Annotated in this window: 21 protein-coding genes and 1 tRNA gene; 11 read left to right on the top strand and 11 right to left on the bottom strand. The window is 32.7% G+C overall.

From position 1 onward, the window contains the following. The first annotated feature begins 81 nt into the window (after window positions 1-81). The 10 genes from atpG (at window position 82) to AP058_RS13695 (ending at window position 10,160) form a co-directional block, all read left to right on the top strand. Window positions 82-942, top strand: a complete 861-nt coding sequence (gene atpG / locus AP058_RS13740) for an ATP synthase F1 subunit gamma (RefSeq protein WP_066312057.1) — start codon at window positions 82-84, stop codon at window positions 940-942. A 515-nt stretch (window positions 943-1,457) separates the two neighbouring features. Then, window positions 1,458-1,901, top strand: coding sequence for a GNAT family N-acetyltransferase (locus tag AP058_RS13735; RefSeq protein WP_066312055.1), 444 nt, complete (start codon window positions 1,458-1,460; stop codon window positions 1,899-1,901). Between the two features lie 101 nt (window positions 1,902-2,002). Beyond that, window positions 2,003-3,463 (top strand): lipopolysaccharide biosynthesis protein, encoded by a 1,461-nt coding sequence (locus AP058_RS13730; protein WP_066312049.1) that lies wholly within the window; start codon window positions 2,003-2,005, stop codon window positions 3,461-3,463. A 30-nt stretch (window positions 3,464-3,493) separates the two neighbouring features. Next, window positions 3,494-3,928 carry a dUTP diphosphatase gene (gene dut, locus AP058_RS13725; protein ID WP_066312045.1) on the top strand — a complete coding sequence of 145 codons (435 nt, stop codon included), beginning with the start codon at window positions 3,494-3,496 and terminating at the stop codon, window positions 3,926-3,928. A gap of 81 nt (window positions 3,929-4,009) precedes the next feature. Beyond that, on the top strand, window positions 4,010-5,026 hold the full coding sequence (locus AP058_RS13720; protein WP_066312043.1) for a sugar nucleotidyltransferase: 1,017 nt from the start codon (window positions 4,010-4,012) through the stop codon (window positions 5,024-5,026). A gap of 21 nt (window positions 5,027-5,047) precedes the next feature. Continuing rightward, window positions 5,048-6,397, top strand: a complete 1,350-nt coding sequence (locus AP058_RS13715) for a lipopolysaccharide assembly protein LapB (RefSeq protein ID WP_066312042.1) — start codon at window positions 5,048-5,050, stop codon at window positions 6,395-6,397. Between the two features lie 8 nt (window positions 6,398-6,405). Beyond that, on the top strand, window positions 6,406-7,176 hold the full coding sequence (locus AP058_RS13710; protein ID WP_066312040.1) for a DUF4292 domain-containing protein: 771 nt from the start codon (window positions 6,406-6,408) through the stop codon (window positions 7,174-7,176). A gap of 23 nt (window positions 7,177-7,199) precedes the next feature. Further along, window positions 7,200-8,450: a murein hydrolase activator EnvC gene (locus AP058_RS13705; RefSeq protein ID WP_066312038.1), complete on the top strand. Its 1,251-nt coding sequence runs from the start codon at window positions 7,200-7,202 to the stop codon at window positions 8,448-8,450. A gap of 116 nt (window positions 8,451-8,566) precedes the next feature. Then, the gene (gene rbfA, locus AP058_RS13700; RefSeq protein WP_066312035.1) at window positions 8,567-8,959 is read left to right on the top strand and encodes a 30S ribosome-binding factor RbfA; all 393 of its coding nucleotides are present in this window, start codon (window positions 8,567-8,569) and stop codon (window positions 8,957-8,959) included. A gap of 1 nt (window position 8,960) precedes the next feature. After that, window positions 8,961-10,160 carry an FtsX-like permease family protein gene (locus AP058_RS13695; RefSeq protein ID WP_066312028.1) on the top strand — a complete coding sequence of 400 codons (1,200 nt, stop codon included), beginning with the start codon at window positions 8,961-8,963 and terminating at the stop codon, window positions 10,158-10,160. A gap of 39 nt (window positions 10,161-10,199) precedes the next feature. Here the strand turns inward: AP058_RS13695 and AP058_RS17225 are convergent, their stop codons facing one another. The 7 genes from AP058_RS17225 to AP058_RS13665 all read right to left on the bottom strand — a co-directional run bounded on the left by AP058_RS17225 (window position 10,200) and on the right by AP058_RS13665 (window position 16,371). Beyond that, window positions 10,200-10,844, bottom strand: a complete 645-nt coding sequence (locus AP058_RS17225; protein WP_255357104.1) for a serine hydrolase — start codon at window positions 10,842-10,844, stop codon at window positions 10,200-10,202. A 59-nt stretch (window positions 10,845-10,903) separates the two neighbouring features. Continuing rightward, window positions 10,904-11,248, bottom strand: a complete 345-nt coding sequence (locus AP058_RS17220; protein WP_255357098.1) for a serine hydrolase domain-containing protein — start codon at window positions 11,246-11,248, stop codon at window positions 10,904-10,906. Window positions 11,249-11,348: 100 nt separating this feature from the next. Further along, entirely contained in the window at window positions 11,349-12,341 is a 993-nt protein-coding gene (gene dusB, locus AP058_RS13685) for a tRNA dihydrouridine synthase DusB (RefSeq protein WP_066312021.1), read from the bottom strand. Window positions 12,342-12,887: 546 nt separating this feature from the next. Continuing rightward, window positions 12,888-13,496: a superoxide dismutase gene (locus AP058_RS13680; RefSeq protein WP_066312019.1), complete on the bottom strand. Its 609-nt coding sequence runs from the start codon at window positions 13,494-13,496 to the stop codon at window positions 12,888-12,890. 143 nt (window positions 13,497-13,639) lie between these two features. Beyond that, the gene (gene pth, locus AP058_RS13675; protein ID WP_066312017.1) at window positions 13,640-14,266 is read right to left on the bottom strand and encodes an aminoacyl-tRNA hydrolase; all 627 of its coding nucleotides are present in this window, start codon (window positions 14,264-14,266) and stop codon (window positions 13,640-13,642) included. Between the two features lie 430 nt (window positions 14,267-14,696). Then, a complete protein-coding gene (locus AP058_RS13670; protein WP_066312014.1) occupies window positions 14,697-15,311 on the bottom strand; it encodes a 50S ribosomal protein L25/general stress protein Ctc in 615 nt (204 codons plus the stop codon). A gap of 118 nt (window positions 15,312-15,429) precedes the next feature. Then, the gene (locus AP058_RS13665; protein WP_066312008.1) at window positions 15,430-16,371 is read right to left on the bottom strand and encodes a ribose-phosphate pyrophosphokinase; all 942 of its coding nucleotides are present in this window, start codon (window positions 16,369-16,371) and stop codon (window positions 15,430-15,432) included. 218 nt (window positions 16,372-16,589) lie between these two features. On the opposite strand from AP058_RS13665, the gene AP058_RS13660 reads away from it, so the two are divergent. After that, a tRNA-Leu gene (locus AP058_RS13660) sits at window positions 16,590-16,669 on the top strand. Between the two features lie 151 nt (window positions 16,670-16,820). On the opposite strand, the gene AP058_RS13655 is transcribed toward AP058_RS13660, so the two are convergent. The 4 genes from AP058_RS13655 to AP058_RS13640 all read right to left on the bottom strand — a co-directional run bounded on the left by AP058_RS13655 (window position 16,821) and on the right by AP058_RS13640 (window position 24,853). Then, window positions 16,821-20,468 carry a hypothetical protein gene (locus AP058_RS13655; protein WP_197413409.1) on the bottom strand — a complete coding sequence of 1,216 codons (3,648 nt, stop codon included), beginning with the start codon at window positions 20,466-20,468 and terminating at the stop codon, window positions 16,821-16,823. Between the two features lie 318 nt (window positions 20,469-20,786). Continuing rightward, window positions 20,787-23,477, bottom strand: a complete 2,691-nt coding sequence (locus AP058_RS13650; RefSeq protein WP_066312004.1) for a DEAD/DEAH box helicase — start codon at window positions 23,475-23,477, stop codon at window positions 20,787-20,789. 196 nt (window positions 23,478-23,673) lie between these two features. Next, entirely contained in the window at window positions 23,674-24,180 is a 507-nt protein-coding gene (locus tag AP058_RS13645; protein WP_066312001.1) for a hypothetical protein, read from the bottom strand. Window position 24,181: 1 nt separating this feature from the next. Next, window positions 24,182-24,853 carry a DUF3800 domain-containing protein gene (locus AP058_RS13640; protein ID WP_066312000.1) on the bottom strand — a complete coding sequence of 224 codons (672 nt, stop codon included), beginning with the start codon at window positions 24,851-24,853 and terminating at the stop codon, window positions 24,182-24,184. Window positions 24,854-24,879: the final 26 nt, after the last annotated feature.

Here is a 24,879-nt window from a genome sequence, read left to right as displayed (position 1 = left end):
GGATTGAGTATGAAGTACTGAGTATTTAGGTTTTACCGCTACTTACTACTTCATGCTTTAAACTTAATATTTAAAAAAAGAATGGCAAATTTAAAGGAAATCCGTAATAGAATTACTTCCGTTTCATCTACGATGCAAATTACATCGGCAATGAAAATGGTTTCTGCTGCAAAGCTAAAGAAAGCACAAGATGCAATCACTGCAATGCGCCCTTATGCCGAGAAATTAACAGAATTATTGCAAAGTCTTTCTGCTACTCTTGAAGGAGCAGTGGGAGGTGATTTTACAACGCAACGCGAAGTGAAAAAAGTGTTGGTTGTTGCCATTACTTCAAACAGAGGCTTGTGTGGTGCATTTAATTCTAATATTATTAAGGAAGCTAAAAATCGTTCATTTGCTTACGCAGGTAAACAGGTTGATGTTTTTGCTATTGGTAAAAAAGGAAACGATGTTTTATGCAAAACAAACAAAGTTGTTGCTAACGAAAGTGCTATTTTTGATGATTTAAATTTTGAAAATGTAGCTGCTATTGCGGAAACATTGACAGAGAAATTTTTATCAGGAGAGTACGATAAGATTGAGTTGATTTACAATCAGTTCAAAAATGCCGCTACTCAAATTGTACAAGTAGAGCAATTTTTACCTTTGGCTCCAATTAAAACTGACATTCCAGTTGCTGCAGCTGATTATCTTTTTGAACCATCAAAGGAAGAGATTGTATTGACATTGATTCCTAAATCATTAAAAACACAGTTATACAAAGGTATTCGTGATTCATTTGCTTCAGAGCATGGCGCTCGTATGACAGCCATGCATAAAGCAACGGATAATGCTACTGAATTGAGAAATCAATTAAAATTAACTTATAACAAAGCACGTCAAGCTGCAATTACTAATGAAATCTTGGAGATTGTTGGTGGAGCAGAAGCGTTGAACGGATAATTTTTAATTCGTATATAATTGAAAAAAGAGCCAATTGGCTCTTTTTTTGTGCTTTGTTTTTAAGGGAACAAATAGCTTTATAATCCCTGTGCTTTTTTTAAAGGATTGGTTAGCTTTTCCTTGTGCTTGTTTTTAAGGGAACAAATAGCTTAATAATCCCTGTGCTTTTTTTGTAAAAGGAATGTAGCTTTTTCCTCGTGCTTGTTTTTAAAGGGACAATTAGCTTTATCAACCCTATGCTCTCTTTTTTTTAAAGGAATGGTTAGCTTTTTCCTTGTGCTTTGTTTTTAAATGGGACAATTAGCTTTATAAACCCTTACCTCACTGTTGTTTAGTGATACAAATGTCCGCTATTGTAATTCTTTATACAATACCAACATTTAGTGATATTTACATTTTTTTTGTTTTGAAGGTGCAATTCAGTAATTTTTTAAAAATAATTTAACTGTTATTTTAGTAGTAGGCGAATCTTTAAAAGTACTTTTTTAAGTAATTTTGTAGTCAAAACTTTTAGTATGAACATAACAATAAGAGAGCTTACTACTTTGGAAGAAATGCTAGGTCATATTGAAACGATGCAGTTTCTATATCCAAATCTCGCAACAGTAAGGTATAGTGCTAATCTGTCAGAAATGATTCCTCGGAATTATACACAAATAGCTGTTTTTGAAGATAATAAGTGTTTAGGATTAACGGGTTGCTGGACCGCTACTAAATTGTGGACTGGTAAGTATTTAGAATTAGACAACTTTATAGTTCATCCGGATTATCGCTCGAAAGGAATTGGAAAAATGCTGACTGATTACGCCAATCAAAAAGCGCAAGATTTAGGTTGTTCTAGTATCGTTTTGGATGCTTTTACAGGAAATTTTGGTGCACATCGATTCTATTACAACCAAGGATACGGGCCTAAAGGTTTTCATTTCGTTAAAATTATCGATGAATCTAAATTAGCGTGAAAATTTATTCACGAACAATTCTTTATTGATGCGGCAAAAGCAATAATAAACCAAAGATTTGGTTATTTTTGTTAGATCAATACTTTAGGACTACATTTATTTTGGGATTATATAAAAATCTTTTTAAGCAAACAGCAGTTTATGGTTTAGCAACAGTGCTACCACGAATGCTTAGTTTTTTATTGGTACGACTCTACACTGGAATTTTGCCTACTGCAGAGTACGGTGAGGTTTCTATTATATTGTCTTGGATGGTTTTCTTCAACGTCGTTTTATCATACGGAATGGAAACATCATTCTTTCGGTTTTTTAGTGCCGAAGAAGACAAACAAAATGTTGTAGCCACGTCGACGATCTCCGTTTTCTGGTCTTCTATAATTTTTCTTTTTGCAGCGCTTATATTTAGAAATACCTTAGCCGCATGGGCAGGAGTGGAGGTGCAGTATATAACCTATACGATTTGGATTTTAGTTTTAGATGCTTTGGTAATCATTCCTTTTTCTAAGCTAAGGGCCAACCAACGGCCGATGATGTATGCCATTATTAAAATTGGTAACGTCGCTGTTAACCTAGGTTTAAATATTTTCTTCCTTCTTTATTTACCTACCGTAGCAAACAATCATCCAAATTCGTTTTGGGATAATATTTATTTCGAAAACTTCGAGATTGCTTATATTTTCATTGCTAATTTGCTAGCTAGTTTAGCCACTTTTATAGTTCTTTCGCCAAATTACCTTTCATTAAGAAAAGGTTTTGATGCAAAGCTTTGGAAAAAAATGATGAAATACGGTTTGCCTATTTTGATTGCTGGACTTGCTTTTGCGGTCAATGAACATTTCGATAAAATTTTATTGGGTTATTTACTTCCAGAAAATATTGCAAAATCTGAAGTTGGGGCCTATTCGGCTTGTTATAAATTAGGCTTGTTTATGGTGTTGTACGCAACAGCATTTCGATTAGGAATTGAGCCTTTCTTTTTTAGTCACGCTAAAAATGCAAATGCTCCTCAAACGTATGCAGTAATTACCAAGTATTTTATAATCCTAGGTTCGCTAATTCTATTGAGCGTTATTGTTTTTGCAGATATTTTTAAAGTCCTTTTACTCGATAATAAAGCCTATTGGGAAGCAATGAAAGTAGTACCACTAATTATTCTAGCAAACTTCTTTCTCGGGATTTACAATAATTTATCTGTTTGGTATAAGTTGACGGATAAAACCAAAATTGGAGCGTATATCTCGATTTTAGGTGCGATTGTAACTCTTGCACTTAATTATTATTTGATTCCGAAATACAGTTATTACGGTTCGGCTATCGCTACGATTTCCGCTTATGGTAGTATGATGGTGATTTCTTATTTTCTTGGTAATAAGTATTATCCCATTCCGTATGATATGAATAAAATTGGAGCATATCTTGGGATATCAATTGGATTTTCAGCCATTTATTTTTATGGCTTTAGAGAAAATTATTTCGTTGGAATTCCGTTATTACTATTATTTATGTATTTCATTTATTACAATGAAAAAGATACTATTAAAGCAATTATGAATAAAAAGTAAACTCTTTTATTTTACTTTTAAAATTTAAATATGACAATAAACATCATTAATAAATCGCAACACGACTTGCCTAATTATGAAACCATAGCGTCAGCAGGTATGGATTTACGAGCGAATCTAACCGAAAAAGTTACTTTGGAGCCAATGGCTAGAGCGATAGTTAAAACGGGACTTTTTTTAGAATTACCTATGGGTTACGAAGCACAAGTACGACCAAGAAGTGGTTTAGCAGCTAAAAATGGAATTACAGTTTTAAACGCACCGGGAACTATTGACGCTGATTACAGAGGAGAAATTGGAGTAATTTTAGTCAATTTATCTAACGAAACATTTGTTGTGGAAAACGGCGAACGAATCGCACAACTGATAATTGCTAAACACGAAAGAGCGGAATGGAATGCAGTTAACGTACTAACAGAAACGGATCGTGGAGCAGGAGGTTTTGGTAGCACAGGAGTAAAGTAAAAAAGTAGTAATTTAAAGATTAATGAATTTTAAGACATCCAAATCTTTTAATTTTCAAATCTTTTGATAGTTCAATAAAAAATGAAGATAATTGTACCAATGGCAGGAAGAGGATCACGTTTAAGACCTCATTCTTTAACAGTTCCTAAACCTTTAATTCCAGTTGCTGGAAAACCAATAGTTAATCGATTAGTCGAAGATATAGCCAAAATTCTGAAAGAACCAATAGAAGAAATTGCGTTTATTTTAGGAGATGAAGCTTTTTTTGGAGCTGATGTTGTTGCTAATTTGGAGCAATTAGCAAAAAGCTTAGGAGCTAAAGCATCGATTTATCGTCAAGATTTACCATTAGGAACAGGTCACGCAATTATGTGCGCCAAAGACTCTTTGTCGGGACCAGCGGTTGTTGCATATGCAGACACTTTAATTAGAGCTAATTTTGACTTAGATCCAGAAGCAGATGCGGTGATCTGGGTTAAACAAGTAGACGCGCCCGAAGCTTATGGAGTAGTAAAATTAAACGAAAATAGCGAAATTGTTGAATTGGTTGAAAAGCCCGAGCAGTTTGTGAGCGATTTAGCGGTTATCGGTATTTATTATTTTAAAGAAATTGGAGATTTAAAAGATGAACTTCAGAATGTCTTGGATAATAACATTCAGAACGGTGGCGAATATCAAATTAATGACGGTATCAAAGCCATGATGTCTAACGGGAAAGTCTTTAAAACAGGTAGTGTAGACGAATGGATGGACTGTGGAAACAAAAATGTGACGGTACAAACCAATTCTAGAATGCTGGGATTTCTTAAAGACGATGGTGAAAACATGGTAGATGCAAATGTTGTTTTAGAAAACGCTACAATTGTACCGCCATGCTACATTGGTAAAAATGTAGTTTTAAAAAACACAACAGTTGGACCCAATGTTTCTTTGGGAGACAATGCTAAAGTAACAGATAGCACTTTAAAAAATAGTTTGATTCAATCGAATGTCGACATTAAAAATGCTAACTTAGACAATGCGATGATTGGAAATCACGTAAGTTTTGATGGTAATTTTACAAGCATTAGCATTGGTGATTATTCGGTTTTGGAATAGTTAAAAAGCTAATATAATATAATGATTAAAAAAAGAGTTTTTATAGCACTTGCTTTTGCCTTTTTAGGCAATGTCACAACCGCAGTAGCTCAGGGTGAACCTGAAGATGTTGCCGTGGCTAGTGATGCGTATCAAGACTCTTTTTATGAATCTCTGCTTCAAAAAGGCATTGAAAATTATGATAAAGCGATCGTAGCGTTAGAAAAGTGTTTAAAAATTCAGCCCAATGACGATGTCAGTTATTTCGAATTAGGAAAAAATTACTTAGCGTTGAAGGATTACAACAATGCAAAAATTAATTTTGAAAAAGCCGTAGCGCTTAATCCCAAGAATAAATGGTACTTGCTCGGAATTTACGATGTGAGTTTTCAAACAAAAGATTTTCCTTTGGCGATCAATACCATTCAAAAAATCATCCCATTTGATGAGGAATATAAAGACGATTTGATTTCGCTTTATATGGCAACAGAGCAGCAAGACAGAGCATTGCCGCTGATCAAGGAAATGGATGATAAGTATGGTAAAACTTCAGAAAGAGAATCGTTTAAAAGAAGAATTTACACAACAGGAAATCATGAAGAGGAAGAAGTTGATACGTTAATCAATAATATTAATTCCAATCCCAAAGTTGAGTCTAATTACCTTGCTTTAATCAACTTGTACGCGAATCGAAATGAATTGGATAAAGTTATTGCTGTAGCCAAACAATTAGAAAAAGAACTACCGGAATCAGAGTGGGCCCAAGTAAGTTTGTTCAAAAGTTACTTAGACCAAAATCAACCAAAAAAAGCCATTCCTGCCTTGTTTACGGTTTTAGGAAGTTCTAATGTTGATATCAAAATAAAACACCGTGTTTTTAATGAGTTTTTGATTTTTGCGGCAAAGAATCCAGAGTACGAGGTGGAGATAGAAAAGGCAATTCCTTATTTAAAAGGAGATTCAACTGTTGATGTTCCAAAAGAAGTCGGGAAGTTCTTTCACAATAAAAAGCAATATAGTAAGGCAGCTCAGTATTACGAAGAAGCCAACAAAGCAAGTAGTTCAGCAGATGTAGAAACGAACTTATTATTAATGCAAGTTTATACTGAAACAAAGGAATTTGACAAAATGGCCAAACAATCAGCAGAGATGATTGATACTTTTCCATCGCAACCTGAGTTTTACTTTTACAATGGATTAGCCAATAATCAATTGAAACAATTTAAAAAAGCAAAAGACGTTTTAGAAATGGGCATGGATTATGTTGTAGATGACGCCACGGCCGAAATTAATTTTAATGAACAACTTGCTGAAGCATTTAACGGTTTAGGAAATGCTAAAAAGAAGCAAGAACACCTTGATAAAGCCAATTTGTTATTGCAAAAAAAATAAAATTTAAAATGAAAAAATATATAGTTTTTCTAGTCGTGGTACTTTTGGTTGGTTGTAAAGCCAAAAAAGACATCGCGACTGAAACGGAAGATTTGAATACTGTTTCGTCTAAAAAAATAATAGACAAGCATTACTCCAATACTCTTAATTTTACGACACTTTACATAAAAGCGACTGCTAAATATAGTGATGTAAAACAAAATCAGAATGTTACGACTGAAATACGTATCAAAAAAGACGAACAAATTTTGGTAAGCATTCGTTTTTTAGGAATCACAATGGCAAAGGCCTTGATTACACCAACTTCTGTTAGCTACTACGAGAAGATAAAAGGAACGTATTACGACGGAGATTTTACAAGCTTGAGTAAATGGCTGGGAACTGATTTAAATTTTGAAAAAGTTCAAAATTTGTTGGTAGGCGAAGCGCTAGATAATTTAAAAAAAGGCAAGTACAAAGAATCGATTGTCGATCAACTGTATCGTTTAGATGATCAAAAAGAATCTAACTTGAAACAATCGTATTATTTTGATGCTGAAAAATTCTTGCTTCAAAAAGAACAAATTACCCAAACAGCCGAAAATGTTATGATACAAGTGGCCTATGCCGATCACAAAACGTTCGAGCAGGGAATTTTACCGACAAGCATTGCGATCAATACCATTCAATCTAAAGGAAAAACTGATATTAATCTGAATTACAATTCAATTTCATTCAATGAAGAAATTTCTTTTCCATATAGTATTCCAGATGGTTATAAAAGAGTTATAATTAAGTAAATTTGCAAAAAGATATTTTTAAGATGCCAAAATTTCTCCTTAGCGTATTATTGATTTGTGTTTCTTCATTGATGTGGGGACAAGACACGCAACAAGAAAAACTAGAACAACGTAAAGCTCAAATTCAACAAGAAATTAAGGCTAACGAAAAGATGTTGCAATCTGTTAAAAAGAAAGAGAAATCGGCTTTGGATGAATATTACATTCAAACCAATAAAATAAAACTAAAAGAAAAACTGATCCATACCACTGAAAAGCAAACAAAATTGTTGAGTAATGATATGTATTTAAATCAACTAAAGATCAATCAACTCAATCGAGATCTAAAGGTTTTGAAGGAAGATTATTCAAAGATGATTTTAAAATCATATAAAAGTAGGTCAGAGCAAAGTCGCGCGATGTTTATTTTATCTTCAGAAAACTTTTTGCAAGCCTATAAGCGTGCGCAATACATGAAGCAATACACCAGTTTCAGAAAAAATCAAGGAGAAGAAATTGGCTCAAAAACGACCCAGTTAGAAGCTGCCAACCAAAAGCTACAAGGACAACGTGAAACTAAAAAGAAATTTATAGCAGAGAATATTAAGCAGCGCTTGACTTTGGAAGAAGAAAAAAAGGAGCAGCAAAAGCTAGTAAACGCTATTAAAAAAGATAAAAACAGTATCGTAAAAGATATTAAGAAGAAACAAACAGAAACGAAAAACATTGACCGTTCGATTGATCGTTTAATTCGTGAAGCAATTGCTGAAGCTAACAGAAAGGCAGCATTAGAGAAAGCAAAAGAGGCAGGCACCAAAGCACCAACTTCAACAGCTTCTAGCACAAAAATTGAGTTAACGCCTGAAGCTAAAATTTTAGCTGCTGATTTTAGAGCCAATCGCGGTAAGTTGCCTTGGCCTGTAGAGCGCGGTTTTATTTCACAAGGATTTGGTGACCAGCCACACCCAATATACAATACACTGACCATTCACAATAGTGGTGTCGAAATAACTACAGAGCAAGGATCTAGTGCGCGAGCGGTTTTTGCGGGCGAGGTTACCAGCGTGATTGTGCTTTCTCCAGTCAATAAAGCAGTAATGATTCAGCATGGAGATTATTTTACGGTGTACCAAAACTTAAGTTCCGTTTTTGTGAGTAAAGGAGATAAAGTTTCTTTTAAGCAAGAAATAGGTAAAATTAGAACGAGCGGAGATACAGGTAAAACGACAATAAAGTTTTCGATCTTGCAAAATACGACCTACAATAATCCGCAAGGATGGTTGCAAAATAAATAATAAAAAAGGAGCTGTAAAGGCTCCTTTTTTATTATGATTTGTTTGTAGTTTTTAAAATAATTTCAATGTGTATTTGAAAATAGTACTATACAACATAAAAGTAGTATTTTTGCAGGATGGAAACAAACAGACAGAAAAAAATAGGCGGTGTCATCCAAAAAGATTTGGTGGATATTTTGCAAGGTGAAGTGAGAAAAAATGGAATTCCCAATTTGATAATTTCAGTATCTAAAGTAGTTGTAACTTCCGATTTATCGGTAGCAACGGTGCACTTAAGCATCTTTCCTCAAGATAAGGCCAAAGAAACATTAGAAGCTATAAAAAGCAACAGTAAGATAATTAAGCATGATTTATCGCAACGTGTACGTCTGCAATTGCGTCGTGTTCCTAATTTGGTGTTTTTTATTGATGACTCGTTAGATTACATCGAAAAGATTGACAATGCTTTGTCAACAAAAGAAAATCCTATCGAAAACCGTGATTTGTTAGAAAAACGAAGAAGATCATAATTTGAAGTTTCCACTTTACATAGCCAAGCGTTACATTTTTAGTAGCAGTTCCAATAACGCAATTAATATAATTAATCGAATTGCCAGTCTTGGCATTGTCGTTGGTACTTTGGCTTTGTTTGTAGTTTTATCTGTATTTAGTGGTTTGCGAGAGTTTAGTTTGTCGTTTACTAATGAAATTGATCCAGATTTAAAAATTGAAAGTACGTTAGGAAAATCATTTCTAATTACGGGAGAAGAGGATAAAGAAATTAAGAACATTCAAGGTATCGCGTCGTACACTAAAGTGATCGAAGAGCGCGTTTTGTTTGTTTTTAATAATAAGCAACAAGTTACTTATCTAAAAGGAGTTGATGCCAATTACGATAAAGTAAGCAACATTAAATCTCGTCTCTTTAATGGAACCTGGCTCAAACCAGAAACATTTCAAGTTGTGGTTGGTTACGGAATTTCTCGTGATTTTTCTATGGGAATACTCGATTTTCAGAATCAATTGCAAATTCTAGCTCCTAAACCAGGCAAAGGAACAATAAACAATCCCGAAGAAGCTTTTAGCAAAATTGATGTATTGCCTGTTGGAATTTATTCGATTAGCGAGGACTTAGATTCTAAATATGTTTTTGCAGATTTGCAATTGACACAAGAATTACTACAATACAAACCCAATCAGATCTCATCGATTGAGTTTGATTTGAAATCGGAAGCGAATGAAGAGACAGTAACTAAGCAGTTACAAGAAATTTTCAAGAATAAAATTACAGTTAAAAATAGAGCGCAACTAAACGCTTCTTTGTACAAGATGCTCAATACCGAAAATATTGCGGTTTATTTAATTTTTACTTTGGTTATAATCGTGGCTCTTTTTAATCTTATTGGCGCTCTAATTATGATGATTTTAGATAAAAAGCACAACCTTAAAACGTTATTTAATCTCGGTTCTGAGATCAAACACTTGCGTCAGATATTTTTATTGCAAGGAGTCTTGTTGAGTTTCTTTGGAGGGTTAATTGGTTTGATGTTAGGAATTGGTTTAGTGGTTTTGCAACAGCAATTCGAATTGGTGATGATCACACCAACTTTGGCCTATCCTGTCGTTTTTAACTTCGAAAATGTCTTGATTGTTTTAGGAACTATTCTTTCGCTTGGCTTTTTAGCTTCGCTGATAGCGAGCAGTAGAGTTAGCAAGAAGTTATTGGAGTAATAGAATTTAGAAATTAAAATCTGAAAAAGTAATAAAATCTTAAGGAGCAGCTATTTTAGTTAAACTGCTTTCGGTTACTATTTTTCGTATCTCTTTTTCAAAGTAATAATTTAATTCAAAGATTTCATTCGTTTGATTTTCTAAAACAACTACTGAAACATCACTTTCCGGAAAATACAAATTCATTGATGCAAAGCCATCACCAAGTCCAGTGTGCCCTATAAATTTCGGATCTGCCTGATCGTTAATTCTGATGCCGTAACCGTAACCAATTTTTACGGTATCGAAAACATCATGTTGTGATGCTGTAGTATACGTTGTCATCAATTGATAGGTTTCTGGCTTCAATATTTTTCCCTGGTGTAAATTGTCATTCCAAATAGCTAAGTCATTTACAGTTGAAATAATACCATCGGCTGCTATTGATTCCTGTGTAATTTGCGAATGCGTTACGATTTTAAATGAGTTTTTATTATTTACATACCCAGAAACCTCAGAATGCTTGTTTTTATTTGAATAGCAAAAAGTGCGCGTCATTTTTAATTGCTTAAAAAGTATCGTAGCCATTTCGGCATATGATTTTTTTGAAGAAAACTCAATAATTTTCCCGAGTAATTGATTGGATAAATTTCCGTATTTAAAATTAGAACCAGGTTCAAAGGCTAATTGTTTTTCTAGGTCTATAATTCCATGAGTATGGTTTAGTAATTGATGTACCGTAACTGTGTCTGCCCAAGTTTGATTTAGTATGGTAAATACTTTTTGATTGGTGCTTGCAAGTTTACTGTTCCTTTCTCAACTTGTTTTAAAAGTAGAACTGCAGTAATTTGCTTGCTGTTAGACATAATTTTAAATGTGCTGTTTAATTGAAGAGGAACTTTACTATCAAAATTGGAATAACCGTAGACTTTTGAATAAATCTCTTTACCATTTTTTGTGGCAAAAATAACACCGTTAAAAATTCTCGGACTAGTGGTATTAACTAAACTGTCAATTTTGGTGGAGTAGTCCTTTTGTTTTTGAGCAAAAGTAATTGTGCTCGACAAAGAAAGAAATATAATAGAGATAATTTGTGAAAGTGATTTCATTTAGATTTTTATATCAGAATAGGTCTCAATCGTGACAAGTATTAGGACGACTAATTAACAAAAAAATCCGATAGTTTTTTAAGCTATCGGATTTTATATTTTATGCAAATTGATAATCAGCATATACCTCTTTTATTTGTTCGAGAACGCCAAATAGATCTTCGGGAGCATCAGTAGTAACTAATTTTTGCTTGTACTCTTTAAATGAATGAATTCCTTTAAAATAATTAGTATAGTGGCGGCGCATTTCTACAATTCCCAATCGTTCACCTTTCCAATCCATGGACCATTGCAAATGATTTCGAGCAGCATCTACGCGATCAAGTACGGTTGGAGCAGGTAAGTGTTCTCCAGTTTCAAAATAATGCTTTATTTCATTAAAAATCCAAGGGTAACCAATGGCAGCACGACCAATCATAATTCCGTCTATACCGTATTCATTTTTATATTTTAATGCTTTTTCTGGACTGTCAATATCTCCATTTCCAAAAATAGGCATCGTAATTCTAGGATTATTTTTGACGCGAGCAATGTGCGACCAATCGGCATGTCCTTTGTACATTTGCGCTCGCGTTCGGGCGTGAATAGTCAAAGCTTGTACACCAATATCTTGCAAGCGTTCGGCAACTTCATCAATATTAATCGAATTGTCGTCCCAACCCAAGCGTGTTTTTACTGTTACAGGCAAATTAGTGCTGCGAATCACGGCTTCGGTTAATCGAATCATCAAATCAACGTCTTTTAAAACTCCTGCTCCGGCACCTTTGCAGACGACTTTTTTTACCGGACAGCCAAAATTAATATCAACTAGATCGGGTTTTACTGTGGTAACAATTTTGGAAGATAAAGCCATGGCTTCTTCATCACCACCAAAAATCTGAATTCCGACTGGACGTTCGTAATCAAAAATATCTAGTTTCATTCTGCTTTTAATCGCATCACGAATCAACCCTTCGGACGAAATAAATTCTGAATACATCATGTCAGCTCCATGCGCTTTACACAATCTACGAAAAGGGGGATCACTCACATCTTCCATGGGTGCGAGTAATAAAGGAAATTCAGGTAATTCTATGTTGCCAATCTTGACCATCTTCACTATTTTTTGCAAAATTACAATTTTTAGCTGACTTCTCTTCTAGTAAACAATTTATAACCTTTTAACGAACAGTTTTAAAGTACAAATCCTCGTAGGGAAACTTTCGCAAGTTTGATTATGTGATGCACGATAGAAGATGTTGCGCTTTATCGATTTTTTTAGTCGTATAACTATTTTATTTTTTAGATCATTGGTCTAACTATATATTTGCGACACTATAATATTAGTAGGTTAAATTTATAGTAGATTTGGGGCAAAAAGGGTAGAAGCAATTCTACCCTTTTTTGTTTATTAGTAGTAAAATATTGATTAGTAACACTTTAACAGATATTTTTACCTTTAGTCTAAAAGATTTTATTAATTAGAAATGTGCTGCTATATTTGAATAACCATTAACGATAGTAGGTTGAGTTATGGTAGATTTGGGGCAAAAAAGGTGGAGCAATCCACCTTTTTTATTTACTAAAGTTTTTGAAAATAAGAAACCCGATGCATTCTTTATCAGAACGCATCGGGTTTTTTTGTATATTGATTTTTCGCTTATTTTTCTGAAGCAAATCTTCTTGAAACTTCGGTCCAGTTAATTACATTGAAAAAAGCTTCAATATAATCTGGTCTTCTATTTTGGTAATGTAAGTAATACGCATGCTCCCAAACATCCATTCCTAAAATTGGAGTTCCCTCGCATCCTACTTCTGGCATTAATGGATTGTCTTGGTTTGGTGTTCCACAAACGTCTAATTTTCCACCTTTTTGAACGCACAACCACGCCCATCCTGAACCGAATTGTGTTGCGCCAGCCTTAGCAAATTTTGCTTTAAACTCCTCAAAACTTCCAAAAGAGGCATCGATAGCAGCAGCTAAATCACCTGTTGGTAATCCACCACCGTCTGGAGACATTACAGACCAAAACAAATTATGATTGTAGAAACCACCACCGTTATTACGTACAGCAGCATTTTTTTTATCTAAATTGATTAAGATATTTTCGATCGTTTTACCTTCTAAATCAGTACCTGCAATAGCAGCATTTAGGTTGGTAGTGTAAGCGTTATGATGTTTTGTATGGTGAATTTCCATAGTTTTAGCATCAATATTTGGTTCTAATGCATCGTATGCATAAGGTAATTGTGGTAATTCAAAAGCCATGATATCTTTTTTTATTTAATTTATACTATACTATTTTCCTCTCAAATTTAGTCATTTTAGTTGAGAATTGAAAGGGCTAATTTGTTATAATTAAATTAAAATTAGGTAAATAGCTTCATTTTTAGTGCTTTACAGAGCCGAATTTATTTTCCGTTAAAGGCTGTCATCGTGTTTTCTAGACCAGCGGTACCGAAAGATTTTATGATTTCGGAGGCCGTTTCTAAACGTTCCGGTAATTTTTCTTTTTCAGTTTCGTCCCAATCACCTAACACGTAATCGATTTGCTTTCCTTTCTTAAATTCATCACTTATTCCGAATCGAAAACGGGTGTAGTTTTGTGTGTTCAAAACCAGATTTATATTTTTCAATCCATTGTGTCCGCCGTCGCTTCCTTTGGGTTTAATGCGAATGGTACCAAAAGATAGATTGAGATCATCAGTAATAACTAAAATGTTTTCTAATGAAATGTTTTCCTTTTCCATCCAATACTGAACAGCTTTACCGCTTAAGTTCATGTAGGTATTCGGTTTCAACAGGAAAAATGTTCTTCCTTTAAATTTGTATTCGGCTAGGCTTCCTAATTTTACGGTTTTAAAATCGATTCCTTCTTTTCGAGCTAAAAAATCAACCACTTTAAAACCGATGTTGTGGCGTGTATTAACATATTCGGCGCCAATATTTCCGAGACCGACGATTAAAAATTTCTTCATATTATCTGTGTTGTCTGCTTTTGCTGTTGATGCAAACCAATTTTTGATCCATTGTATCATAGTTGCAAAAATAGTGCAATTACAGAAGTAGGCAATTAGAAAGGCTGATAATTTGTGGTCCAAATTAAAAGTGAGCTGTTTTATCTATTAATTTTTTGGAGAAGATCTAACAGGTTTCAAAAATCTGCTAGGAGTGAAAGGTAATTTGGTAGATTCCTTTTTTGTCGGAATGATAATAATGTAGATTTTGATCAATGGTAGGATAACCTACACGCTACTTTTTTTTACTGTATTAGCTGTAAGAAATATAATGGAGATTTAGCCCTGACAGCAGCGACATCCTTTTGTCCCAATTCTTTTTGGGGCAAAAGATACAGTGTATGGCAGGAGATAAGGCGATTAAAGATGTAAACCAACTGCTCCCCAAAAATGTAAGTACAAAAAAACGCCAGTCGTAAAACTGGCGTTTGATATAAGTGGTGAAAAAATATTATTTTTTCTTTCCTTTTGCAGGAGCTCCTTTTGCAGCTTTTGCAGCTTCTTGAGCAGCTTTCATTGCAGCACGAGAAATTCTTACTTGAGCAACAACTGTGTTCTCTGGGTGCATAATTTTGTACTCTGGTTTTGAAACTGTAGTAACGTATAATTTGTTACCCATTTCAAGAGGTGTAATATCAGCCTCAATAAAATCTGGAAGGTTTGCTGGTAATGCTTTAACCTTTAATTTACGGTTGTTTAAACGTAAAACTCCACCTGCAAGAACACCTTTTGATGTACCTACAACTTTTACTGGAACTTCCATAGTGATTTCTTTATCATCAAATAATTGAAAGAAGTCAATATGTAAAATTTTGTCTGATACTGGGTGCACCTGAATATCTTGCAAAATTGCATTGAAAGATTTTCCTTTTCCAAGTTCAATCACAACTGTGTGAGCGTTTGGAGTGTAAACCAAGTTTTTGAATGCAGCAACTATTGCTGAAAAATGTACTGGTTGATCTCCTCCGTATAATACGCAAGGAACCTCTCCAGCATTACGTAAGGCTTTAGTAGCTACTTTGCCCACGCTTTCTCTTTCTGATCCTTTAATTGTAATCGATTTCATTGTAAAAATATATAGTTATTAATAATATACTTGTTGGGTGCTTGCAGCAATTGGCTTTTGGCACTTGGTAGATAAGTCATTTACTACTAGCGTAAAGCTAATAGGAAAAGGTTTTTATTTACATGATGAATTTTCCACTGATGGAATTGTTGTGGTGTACCATGTGCATTACTTCTGCAAAAAGTGACGCGCAACTTAACACTCTGATTTTCTTCGATTCTTTCTTCAACGGAATTGAATCGGTCACTATTAATTCTAATAATTTTGATTTTTCTATTTTTTCGTAAGCATCGCCAGATAGAATTGCATGTGTACAAATAGCACGAACACTTAATGCTCCTTTTTCCATCATTAAATCGGCTGCTTTAGCTAATGTGCCACCAGTATCGATCATGTCGTCTACCAATATAACATTGCGTCCTTTTACGTCACCAATTAGTTCCATGGTGTCGATAACGTTGGCTTGCTTGCGTTGTTTGTAACAAATAACCACATCTGATTGCAAGAACTTTGAATAGGCGTAAGCTCTTTTTGAACCGCCCATATCTGGCGAAGCAATCGTTAAATTTTCTAATTTTAAACTTTCTACGTAAGGTAAGAAAATAGTAGAGGCAAAAAGATGATCTACTGGTTTTTCAAAGAAACCTTGTATTTGATCGGCATGTAAATCCATTGTCATTACTCTTGTTGCTCCAGCAGCATCTAATAAATTAGCTACTAATTTTGCTCCAATCGGAACTCTTGGTTTGTCTTTACGATCTTGTCTAGCCCAACCAAAGTAAGGCATAACTGCTGTAATATGTCTTGCAGATGCGCGTTTTGCGGCATCAATCATCAATAACAATTCCATTAAATTGTCTGCGGTTGGAAATGTAGAACAAACAATAAACACACGTAACCCTCTGATAGACTCTTCGTAAGACGGTTGAAATTCACCATCGCTGTACGTAGACATCGTTACTTTACCTAACGGAATACCATATTGTTCGGCAATTTTCTCGGCTAAATAAACACTTTGTGAACATGCAAATATTTTTGCTTCTGGCTCTAGGTGTGACATTATAATTTGTTGTTTAGTAGTGACTTAGTGTGTGTTGTTTTAACGAGGTGCAAATTTATAAAATTTATCGGAGACTGAAAGAAAAAAATTAAGTATTTTTAGTGGGAGATTTAAAATTATTATTTACATTTGCACCGTGTTAAAGGAATTATTGTTGATTTCGATCAGAATAATAATTTTATTGCGTTGAGATAATTGTTTTTATCTCTGTCTGCTAAGCCCGGATGGCGGAATTGGTAGACGCGCTGGTCTCAAACACCTGTGGGAAACCGTGCCGGTTCGACTCCGGCTCCGGGTACTTAAAAGCCTCTTAATCGTTTGATTAAGAGGCTTTTTGCTTTTTAAGGGTGGCTAAAAGGGTGGTTAAATTTTTAAATCGAAATATAATAACGAGTTATAGGTTTTGCTTTGAATAAAATGTATTAAGTTTTTATTTTTAACTTAAGTTTTTAGGATCGCTCTAAAAAACGTCTTTTTCTTTCCCAGTTACCTTTTTCTCTGCAATATTCAATTTTGTCAGAAATCACTTTTTTGATTGGAATGAGTTTTATTCCGATTTCGGATTTTTCTACAATTGAAAGAATATTTTTCCATTCTGCCATTTCAATATCACTGATTATGATATCACCTGAATAAATACCTCCATTTCCTCTCCAATGAATTGCTGAAAAAACATTCTGATCTTGAGTTAATGACAAAAAAAGTAATATAATTTCATCAAATATATCTTTCATTGAATTTCTTGCTATATCAACAATAGCATTCATTTTACTAGTATTAAAATGGTTTTCTTTGCAATAGTTTAAAATGAAATTTTTTGCTCTTTGTTTATCTTCTTCTTGAATATTATTGAAAAACGAATTGCAAAAATGTTCTGAAATACCGCTATATAATTCGTTTTCAATGACTAAATCAAAAACATCTTTTAATACATTTTCAATATTTTCTATTTGCCAAACAATTTCTAGTTCTTGATGTTCTTCTACTGAATTGTAATTGTCTTTTACAGAATACAAATCATTTACATATTCTAAAAGGAATAAAGGATCACTATGTAAAATATTCAGAAAACCTTTTTTTTCATAATCAAAAGATTTATCAATTTTATCTTGTTGTAAATAAGCTTTCTTAATCAATCGGTAATCATTTCCTAATAATTTTAATGATGAACTAAAAATTTCACTCCAAATTTGTAAACGTGTTCCTTCTTTCTCGTTTTTGATTGTGATAATTTTTAATAGTATTTCAAACAAATGGGGCTCTATAATTAAAAATTTTTTTAAATCATCAAAGTAAATTGTTTGTGAGTCTTTCAGATTACTTATTGTATTTATTAATGCTTTTAAGTAATTATTGTCGATTAAAGAGATTTCTAAGAAATAATAGAATAATAGTTCCCAATTTCCTTTTTGATTAAATCCTTGTTTTTGCAAAATTTTCCAAAAACTTTCTGCTTTTTCAATTGTTTTTAAATTATTTATGAACACAAGTCTAGGTGAATAATTTGTGCAATTGTTATTTTCAATTATGATATTTATGAATTGACAACCTAAATCGAAATTTTTATTGCAATTTTCATCAATTATATAATCTAAAGTTACATCGTAATTATATTCGCGTTTAGCAACTCTTTTTAGATATTTAAAAGTTTTATAAAAAATATTTATCTCTGTTACGTTATGAAAGAGAAAGTAACTGCGTATTTGCGTCTCTCTTAATTTTTCCTGCTCTCTAAAGTTCAATTGCTTATTAAGCGTTTTGTCTCTAAATATATTCATATCAAATTTTAGAAACGTGTCGTACGTTGGATTTGTAAACCTTGTAATTAATGAAGGAAAAGAAGAATGCGAAATTGAATTACGTTTGTACTCTCTTATTTGGTCTTGAATATATTTACAATGTTCAAATGAAGTTGGACTTAGATGAGTTTCTATAATATTAATTAAATAATCAACATCAAATTCCATTAGCTCTTTTGAAGAATCTATGCGTACACCAGAATAATGTTGTAATACCTCTAATGATTGAAATGGGTATTTTTCAAAATTATTTTTTAAAGCGTTCCATATGTCTGTTCTGAAACCCTGTATCACTTGAATATTTGGAATTGGATAGTCATAGAAAGAAATAGAATTATTTCTAGCTCCTTTTGTATGATGAAACTTATATCCCAAAAATATTTTTGATAATTCATAGAAAGAAATGAAATAAATAGGAATGTCTTTGTTTAAACCATCTATTAAAGTTTTGAACAAGATGCTTTGTCTCGAAAATCCGTATCTTTCATCTTCTACATCAAAAACTAATCTTTCTTTTATTTTATGAATTAATTCTGGTAGATGTTCTGGTTTCTTCAATGTGTATTCAAATGCTATCTCTAAAAAGTCTTTTAAGTTATCTGAACTTCTAAAAAACTCACCGAGTAATTCGATAAATTCATTTTTATTATATGCAAACGCATTGTTTTTATAAGTTACCTCATATTTTTTTGCAATACCAATAGAGGGCAATGGTTCAATGATCGTATAGATAAATTCCAAGCTTTCGTTTCGCAGGTAAAACCAAAACATTGATAAAAATTTAAAACCACGATTTTGATCAGACTTTATTAGTGCCCAATGATTTTTCAAATGAGGTTGTAATTTTTGCATAACATTTTTATAACCAAATGTATTATTGGCAGGAATTACAGAATCTTTGAAACAGTAACTATTACTGTCAAAATAGTATTTCAATAGTGTTTCAAAAGAAAGTAAATCCTCTTTTATAAATGTTTTATAGAAGAAGTAAGTTGAAAGGTTTTGCTCTGGAATTTTAACGTGTTCAAATTGGATTTCTACTAATTCCAATTTATCAAGTTTATCTATGGCATCAATAAATGTGTAGTATTGAATTCCGAAATTATTAAGGATAGAAGTTGTAATCTCTTTATTTTTATAAGGGATAGCGTGAAAGAAGGCAATTAATCCAAGACATTTAATGTTCAAATCGTTTGTGAACTCTCCGTCATCTTTAACGAAAGTAGAAAAATAATTTTCAAATAAATCCGAAACGTCGTGCAAAGCATAAATATCCTGTTTTTCTTTTGCAAGTAAAGAAGTCATAATGGCAATTCGAGGATTACCATCAGCAATGCGAACAATTTCTTTGTGATAATTTGGATTAAGAATCTCAAATGGTTTTTCTTTGATAATATCTGTGATTTGTTCGTCCGAGAATTTTACTATGTCTATAGGTTTTGGTTGAAATTCTTGACAAAGAAGCCGTAGATTCTCGAAAGCGTAATCCCTAACCGTCATTATTATTTTAAGATTTCCTTTTCTTGATGATTTGTAAAATCCTATAATTTGACTAAAAGCATCTATTCTATTTGCATCATCAACAAAAAGTATATAATCCCTTTCTAGATTAAAGTATTGATACAAATCATCTAGTAATTCGTGATTTTTATAAGAAATACAATAGGCTCCAAATGATAAATTTATAGAAAGAAAATTTTTAATTCCTTCAAGTGCTAATTTGGTTTTTCCTACTCCTGGTGATCCCGTTAAAATAATAAAGTCACTATGAAGAATTACGTCATTAAATTGTTTTAATTCCTTTTCTCGATGTAAAAATGTATTGTTTAAACTTGTTGCAATTCCCTTTGATACTTTATCATATTCCTCAATAAATCTTTCGATGGAAACAATTTGCCCAGTATCTAACGGAAGTCCTAAGTACTGAGATGTTAAATTTCGGTGATTTAGATTGAGTTCGAGAGCTAAAGAATCAAGCATATAAACCGTAAGGCTTATTGTTTTATTGGAAAGAAGGTTCTCTAATGATTGGATTTCTTCTGTTTTCAGATTAAAATTGATACATAGAATTATTTCATCTATTTGATTGACAGAAATTCCAGTTTTATTGGAATCAATGCATTTATTTATATCGTCTTTTAACTTTGATAATCCTGCGGATATGTTCGTAGAATATTCAACAAAAATATATTTCCCGTTTGGAAGAAGTAAAAAAGTATCAGGAGTTCCTTTTATCGTTTTTTGCTTTCCACTTTGACTTCCTGTTCTAGAAAAGGCTCTGTAATTATTATTTTTCAAAATAAGAAAACTATCGCATAATTCTTGAAATACTGTTTCATTTATTGCTGACAGTCCGTTCTCTATGGTTTGAAGTCTACTCATATTGATATATGGTTTTTCAATTATTTCTCATTTGCACCTTTGTAAATTAACACACAAAAGTTTCAAGAAACTAAATAATTTTAAGATCTTATTAAATTCTTGATTTTTTATCCAAACCTTTAATATGCCTCTAAATTCTGTTTTTGTTTTTCGTTTTTTATTAAAAAAACAACACGATTATTTTTAATAAGCTTTTTGTTTAAATTTGTCTTGATGCCTTCTGTTGGCAACTGTTTACAAAGCCCCAATAATCTCCAAAAAGTTTTTAGCCGTATAACACCCCTCAACGTTTTTATTCTCAAATACCATAAAGTATTTATAGTTGTCGCCTGATTTCTCAGCCCACTTTTTCCCTAAAATGTTTTTTGCTCTACTATCATCGTTATCGAGAAAATCACCTTTAGTTTCAACCAATACTATGTTTCCTTTTTGAGTGTAAAGTATGAAATCAGGATAATGATTATTATTAAATCCGTTTAAATAAAACCCTTTTTCCTTGCTTTCTGAGTTTCTGTGCCAAAACAAGATATTGTCTAATGATGCAACATCCATTATTAAACTTTGTTCAAAATTATTCATGTCTCCCTCACGTTCATAGAGAGACTTATTAATCATAGCTCCTTCTTTGCTATGAACTAAAGTGTTCTTGAATTTGAAACTTGGCTTCACTATAATTTTATTGGTGTCCAATAATTTTTTGAATTCTTCTTTAGCATGCTGATTCGCTAATTCAATTATTTTAGCTTTTATTTTATAGAGGTAATTGTATTCGTTGTTTACGGCATCAATAATTTCTTCAGTAGAAAATTCACTAAAAATACGTTCGATATATTTTTTTATTTCTTGTTCTGCAATGGGTGTCATATTACCAATTTTACCCACCATAATACTCGTTATGTCTTTAACTTGTTTTTCCTTAGGCTTTGCAAGGATAGTATCAGTCAGCATTTTTTTTGCCTGAATACTGAATTTTGAAATTATAGTATCTTTTCGTTTTTCATCATAATCAACTTTTACTACATCAGCAGTAACGCTATTGAAATCTATTTCAATGTTTTTAGAAGATAACTTGAAGGTGCTCAGTAATTGGTCTCTGTTTAGGAATACTTCTCCTTGGCTCAGTTCTTCAAAAACTAATTCTTGATTTAATACACTTTCCTCTAATTTTTTATAAAATTGAGGTAGCGATATTGTTTCTGCTACTTGATTAAAATGTTCTACTATTTTATATCTTTTTGGTTCTTTTCCCATTTCTCTTAAAAGGTATTCCGTATTGTCTCCATCCTCTGTAGTCAATCTTGTTTCAAAAGCTTTGCCTTCCTCAATTGCTTTTTGAGTTATTAGATTTATGGCTGTATTGGTAGTAGATGATATTGTTTTTTCTGTAGGGTCAAAATTAATGGCACCTACATTGATATTTGTAATGTCAGCATCGGTAAAAGAAGGAATAGTACTGTTTTCCGTAGAACCAAACAATTCATTGCTTAGAACCTCTTTATCTGTAAGAACAGTAGTTACTTCTTCGCTTATGATTTCCTCCGCATAGTAGTCTTTGTTACTAAAACCTGCGTCCTGTAACCCTTTTACAATGTTGTCTAAAGTTTCATTGAATTTCGCTGATGCTGTTAAAACGAATGAAAGATTTAATAATGGTTCTTTGTGTTTAATTACGTAAGGTTGGCGCAATACTCGACCTAAAATTTGTTCTACTTCAACTGCTGATGATTTGTCAGCAAGTGAAGCAAGGATATAAGCAAATGGACAATCCCAGCCTTCTTTTAAAGCATTGACGGTTATAATGTATCGAACAGGGCATTTCTCGTCCATTAAATCAATTCCTTTTAACTCGTCTAAACCACTCACTTTGATTTTGATTTGTTCTTCGGGAATTTTTAATTCGATTAGTTTTTCTTTAATCTTAATATATGTGGTATTGTCGCTTCCTTTTATATTAGATTGTGCTTGAAATAAAATAATAGGTCTTATCTTTTTACCTCCGTCCAAGCTTTCTTGAATCGCTAATTGTTCTAATTGTCTTTGTAAGTGTAAAGCACTATTGATTACTTCTTCTTTTCGACTGTGGTTGTATACAATTACTGGTAGTTTTACCATGTGTTCCTTTTTCAACTCGATTGCATTGACGTAACTAACGATGTTGCTGTTTTTCTTTGGCGTTGCGGTTAAATCTAAAATAAAAGAAGGATTTAGATTTTGCAGCATTTCAATACTTAAATCACTTTCGGCATTGTGACTTTCATCTACAATAACTAAAGGGTTCAAACTTCTAATAATATTAATTAAAGCAGTTTCATCTGTATCGGGCAATACTAAATCTTGCGCTACAATGCTATCTCTAAAAGATTCCAAAGCACCATTTTGTTGGTAAATTTTACGGTCATCTTTTTTCTTAGAATTAATTCGTAAACTGCTAAAATTAAAAACAGAAATATTTAATTGTTCTGAAACAGAAGTGGGATTAAAATTTGCGCCTTGCAGCAAACTTTCTTTTTCATATACTTCTACACTATGATTAAATAGGGTATTTAGTTTTTGACGATACGGATGCGATGCATCTGATAAATTTGAAGCAGTTTGCTGTAAAAGATTACTCCAGGGCACAAGCCACACAATTGCCTTTGGTCGGCTACTTTCATAACTGCTAAAAATGGAATGAATTGCATTGCAAGCAATAAAGGTTTTTCCTCCCGCGGTAGGTACTTTTATGGCAATGTGAGGCGTGTTTTTGATATTGTCTTTATAGGGTGTCATTCCGCTATAATTGCCGTCTAATTTTAATTCATATGCGCCAACTTTGTCTTCCCAATACTGTTTGAAGGCAAGGGTAGGTGTGTCGTGTTTTTGGAGATATTCTAAAAAAAGATCTAAATCTGTAATCACTTGTTGTTGGTAGGATTTTAGCTCCATATTGCCTTTAAAAAATTAACTGGTAACGATTAATAATGATTTAGTACACTTTTAATTCACTGTTAGTACACTTTTAATATACTTTTAATACATTTATGTATTACTATTTTATATATTTGCACCGAGTTCATCATTCCGTTTGGATGAAGGAAATCGAGAAACGCAAGCCTAGATGCTCTGCGTTTTTTGCTTTTTATCAATATACTACATCTAGTTTTCTTTTGTATTTCTTCATAAATTTATCTCTTGCATTGTCTCTTCCTTGAATTAAATATGCAGTTAGTAGATAGTATTCCTCTACTTTTCTAAGTGGTTCTAGTACGACAACAAATTTTTCTACACTATCATAAATGTAGGTTCTAATTCCTTGTGGTTCTTTTACTGAAAACACTAAAACATCCTCTTTTTTCTTTTCTTCAATGTGAAATTTTACCCAATGTAAGCGTTCGCATCGGTCTTTATCGTACTCTCTCTGCTTTGTTTTCTCGTCGACAGTTTTTGTTGTTAAATGATAAAAGTGTCTATCTAAGTCAATTTTGTTTTCGTGAGGGGTAGGATTTAGTGGTTTTGTTCTGAAAATTATTTTTTTATCGGGAACGATGTCTCGGTCATAGATTTGCCTTAAACAAACTGCTCTCTGTTTTTCAGTATAAGAGTTGAGTTCTAATAACTGGTTGTATTTTTTAATTAAGTTAAAAGGCATATTATTTTAATTCAATGAAAAACATATTAAACGAATTGCTATACGATGTAGCATCTAAATTTTGAGTTGTATGATGCTTTATTCGGTCAATAATTTGCCTTTTTGCTATTACTTTTTTGTTTGCGTCGTTCAAATTGTATGATAATGCACCCATGAGGAAGTCTGCTAATTGTAACATTGCGCTTTCATGTGACCTGATATTTTGTATGTTCCTGAAAACACCGTATTTAGTGTTTAATATTCCTTTTAGTTTTTCAACTTTGTACGCACTTAGACTATCTTTTATGTCGATGTAAACATTGTAAGTAAAATTACTTTTAATGTTATGGTTCAAGAGGTAGTAATACATCTTGTAATAAAAAGTGTCATAGTCCTGATTGAAAGCTCCGTTGTTTATCTTCTTTTTGCTTACAACAACAGTTCTAAAACGTAGATCAGTATCAAAGAAATAATCTACCAATTCTTTATAAAATTGAAATTGTGAAGTGGAAACATTTGACCATTTTATTTCGCCATAAAAATTATGCTTCTTCTTTAAGTCATTAATTCTTTCAGTATGACGCTTCACTTGATTGTATGCCGAGCTAACATAACCTAAAAGCATAAAATCTTTATGGTCATTTTCTAGATGGCAACTTTCATCGCAATAAATATTGAATGTTTTTGATGTCATATTATATTATTTTTGAATTCTAAAGT

The sequence above is a fragment of the Flavobacterium sp. TAB 87 genome (assembly GCF_001529295.1).
In the GTDB taxonomy this organism is placed as follows: domain Bacteria; phylum Bacteroidota; class Bacteroidia; order Flavobacteriales; family Flavobacteriaceae; genus Flavobacterium.
The sequence above is the reverse complement of the archived record's forward strand: the minus strand, read 5'-3'. Positions and strand labels throughout refer to the sequence as shown.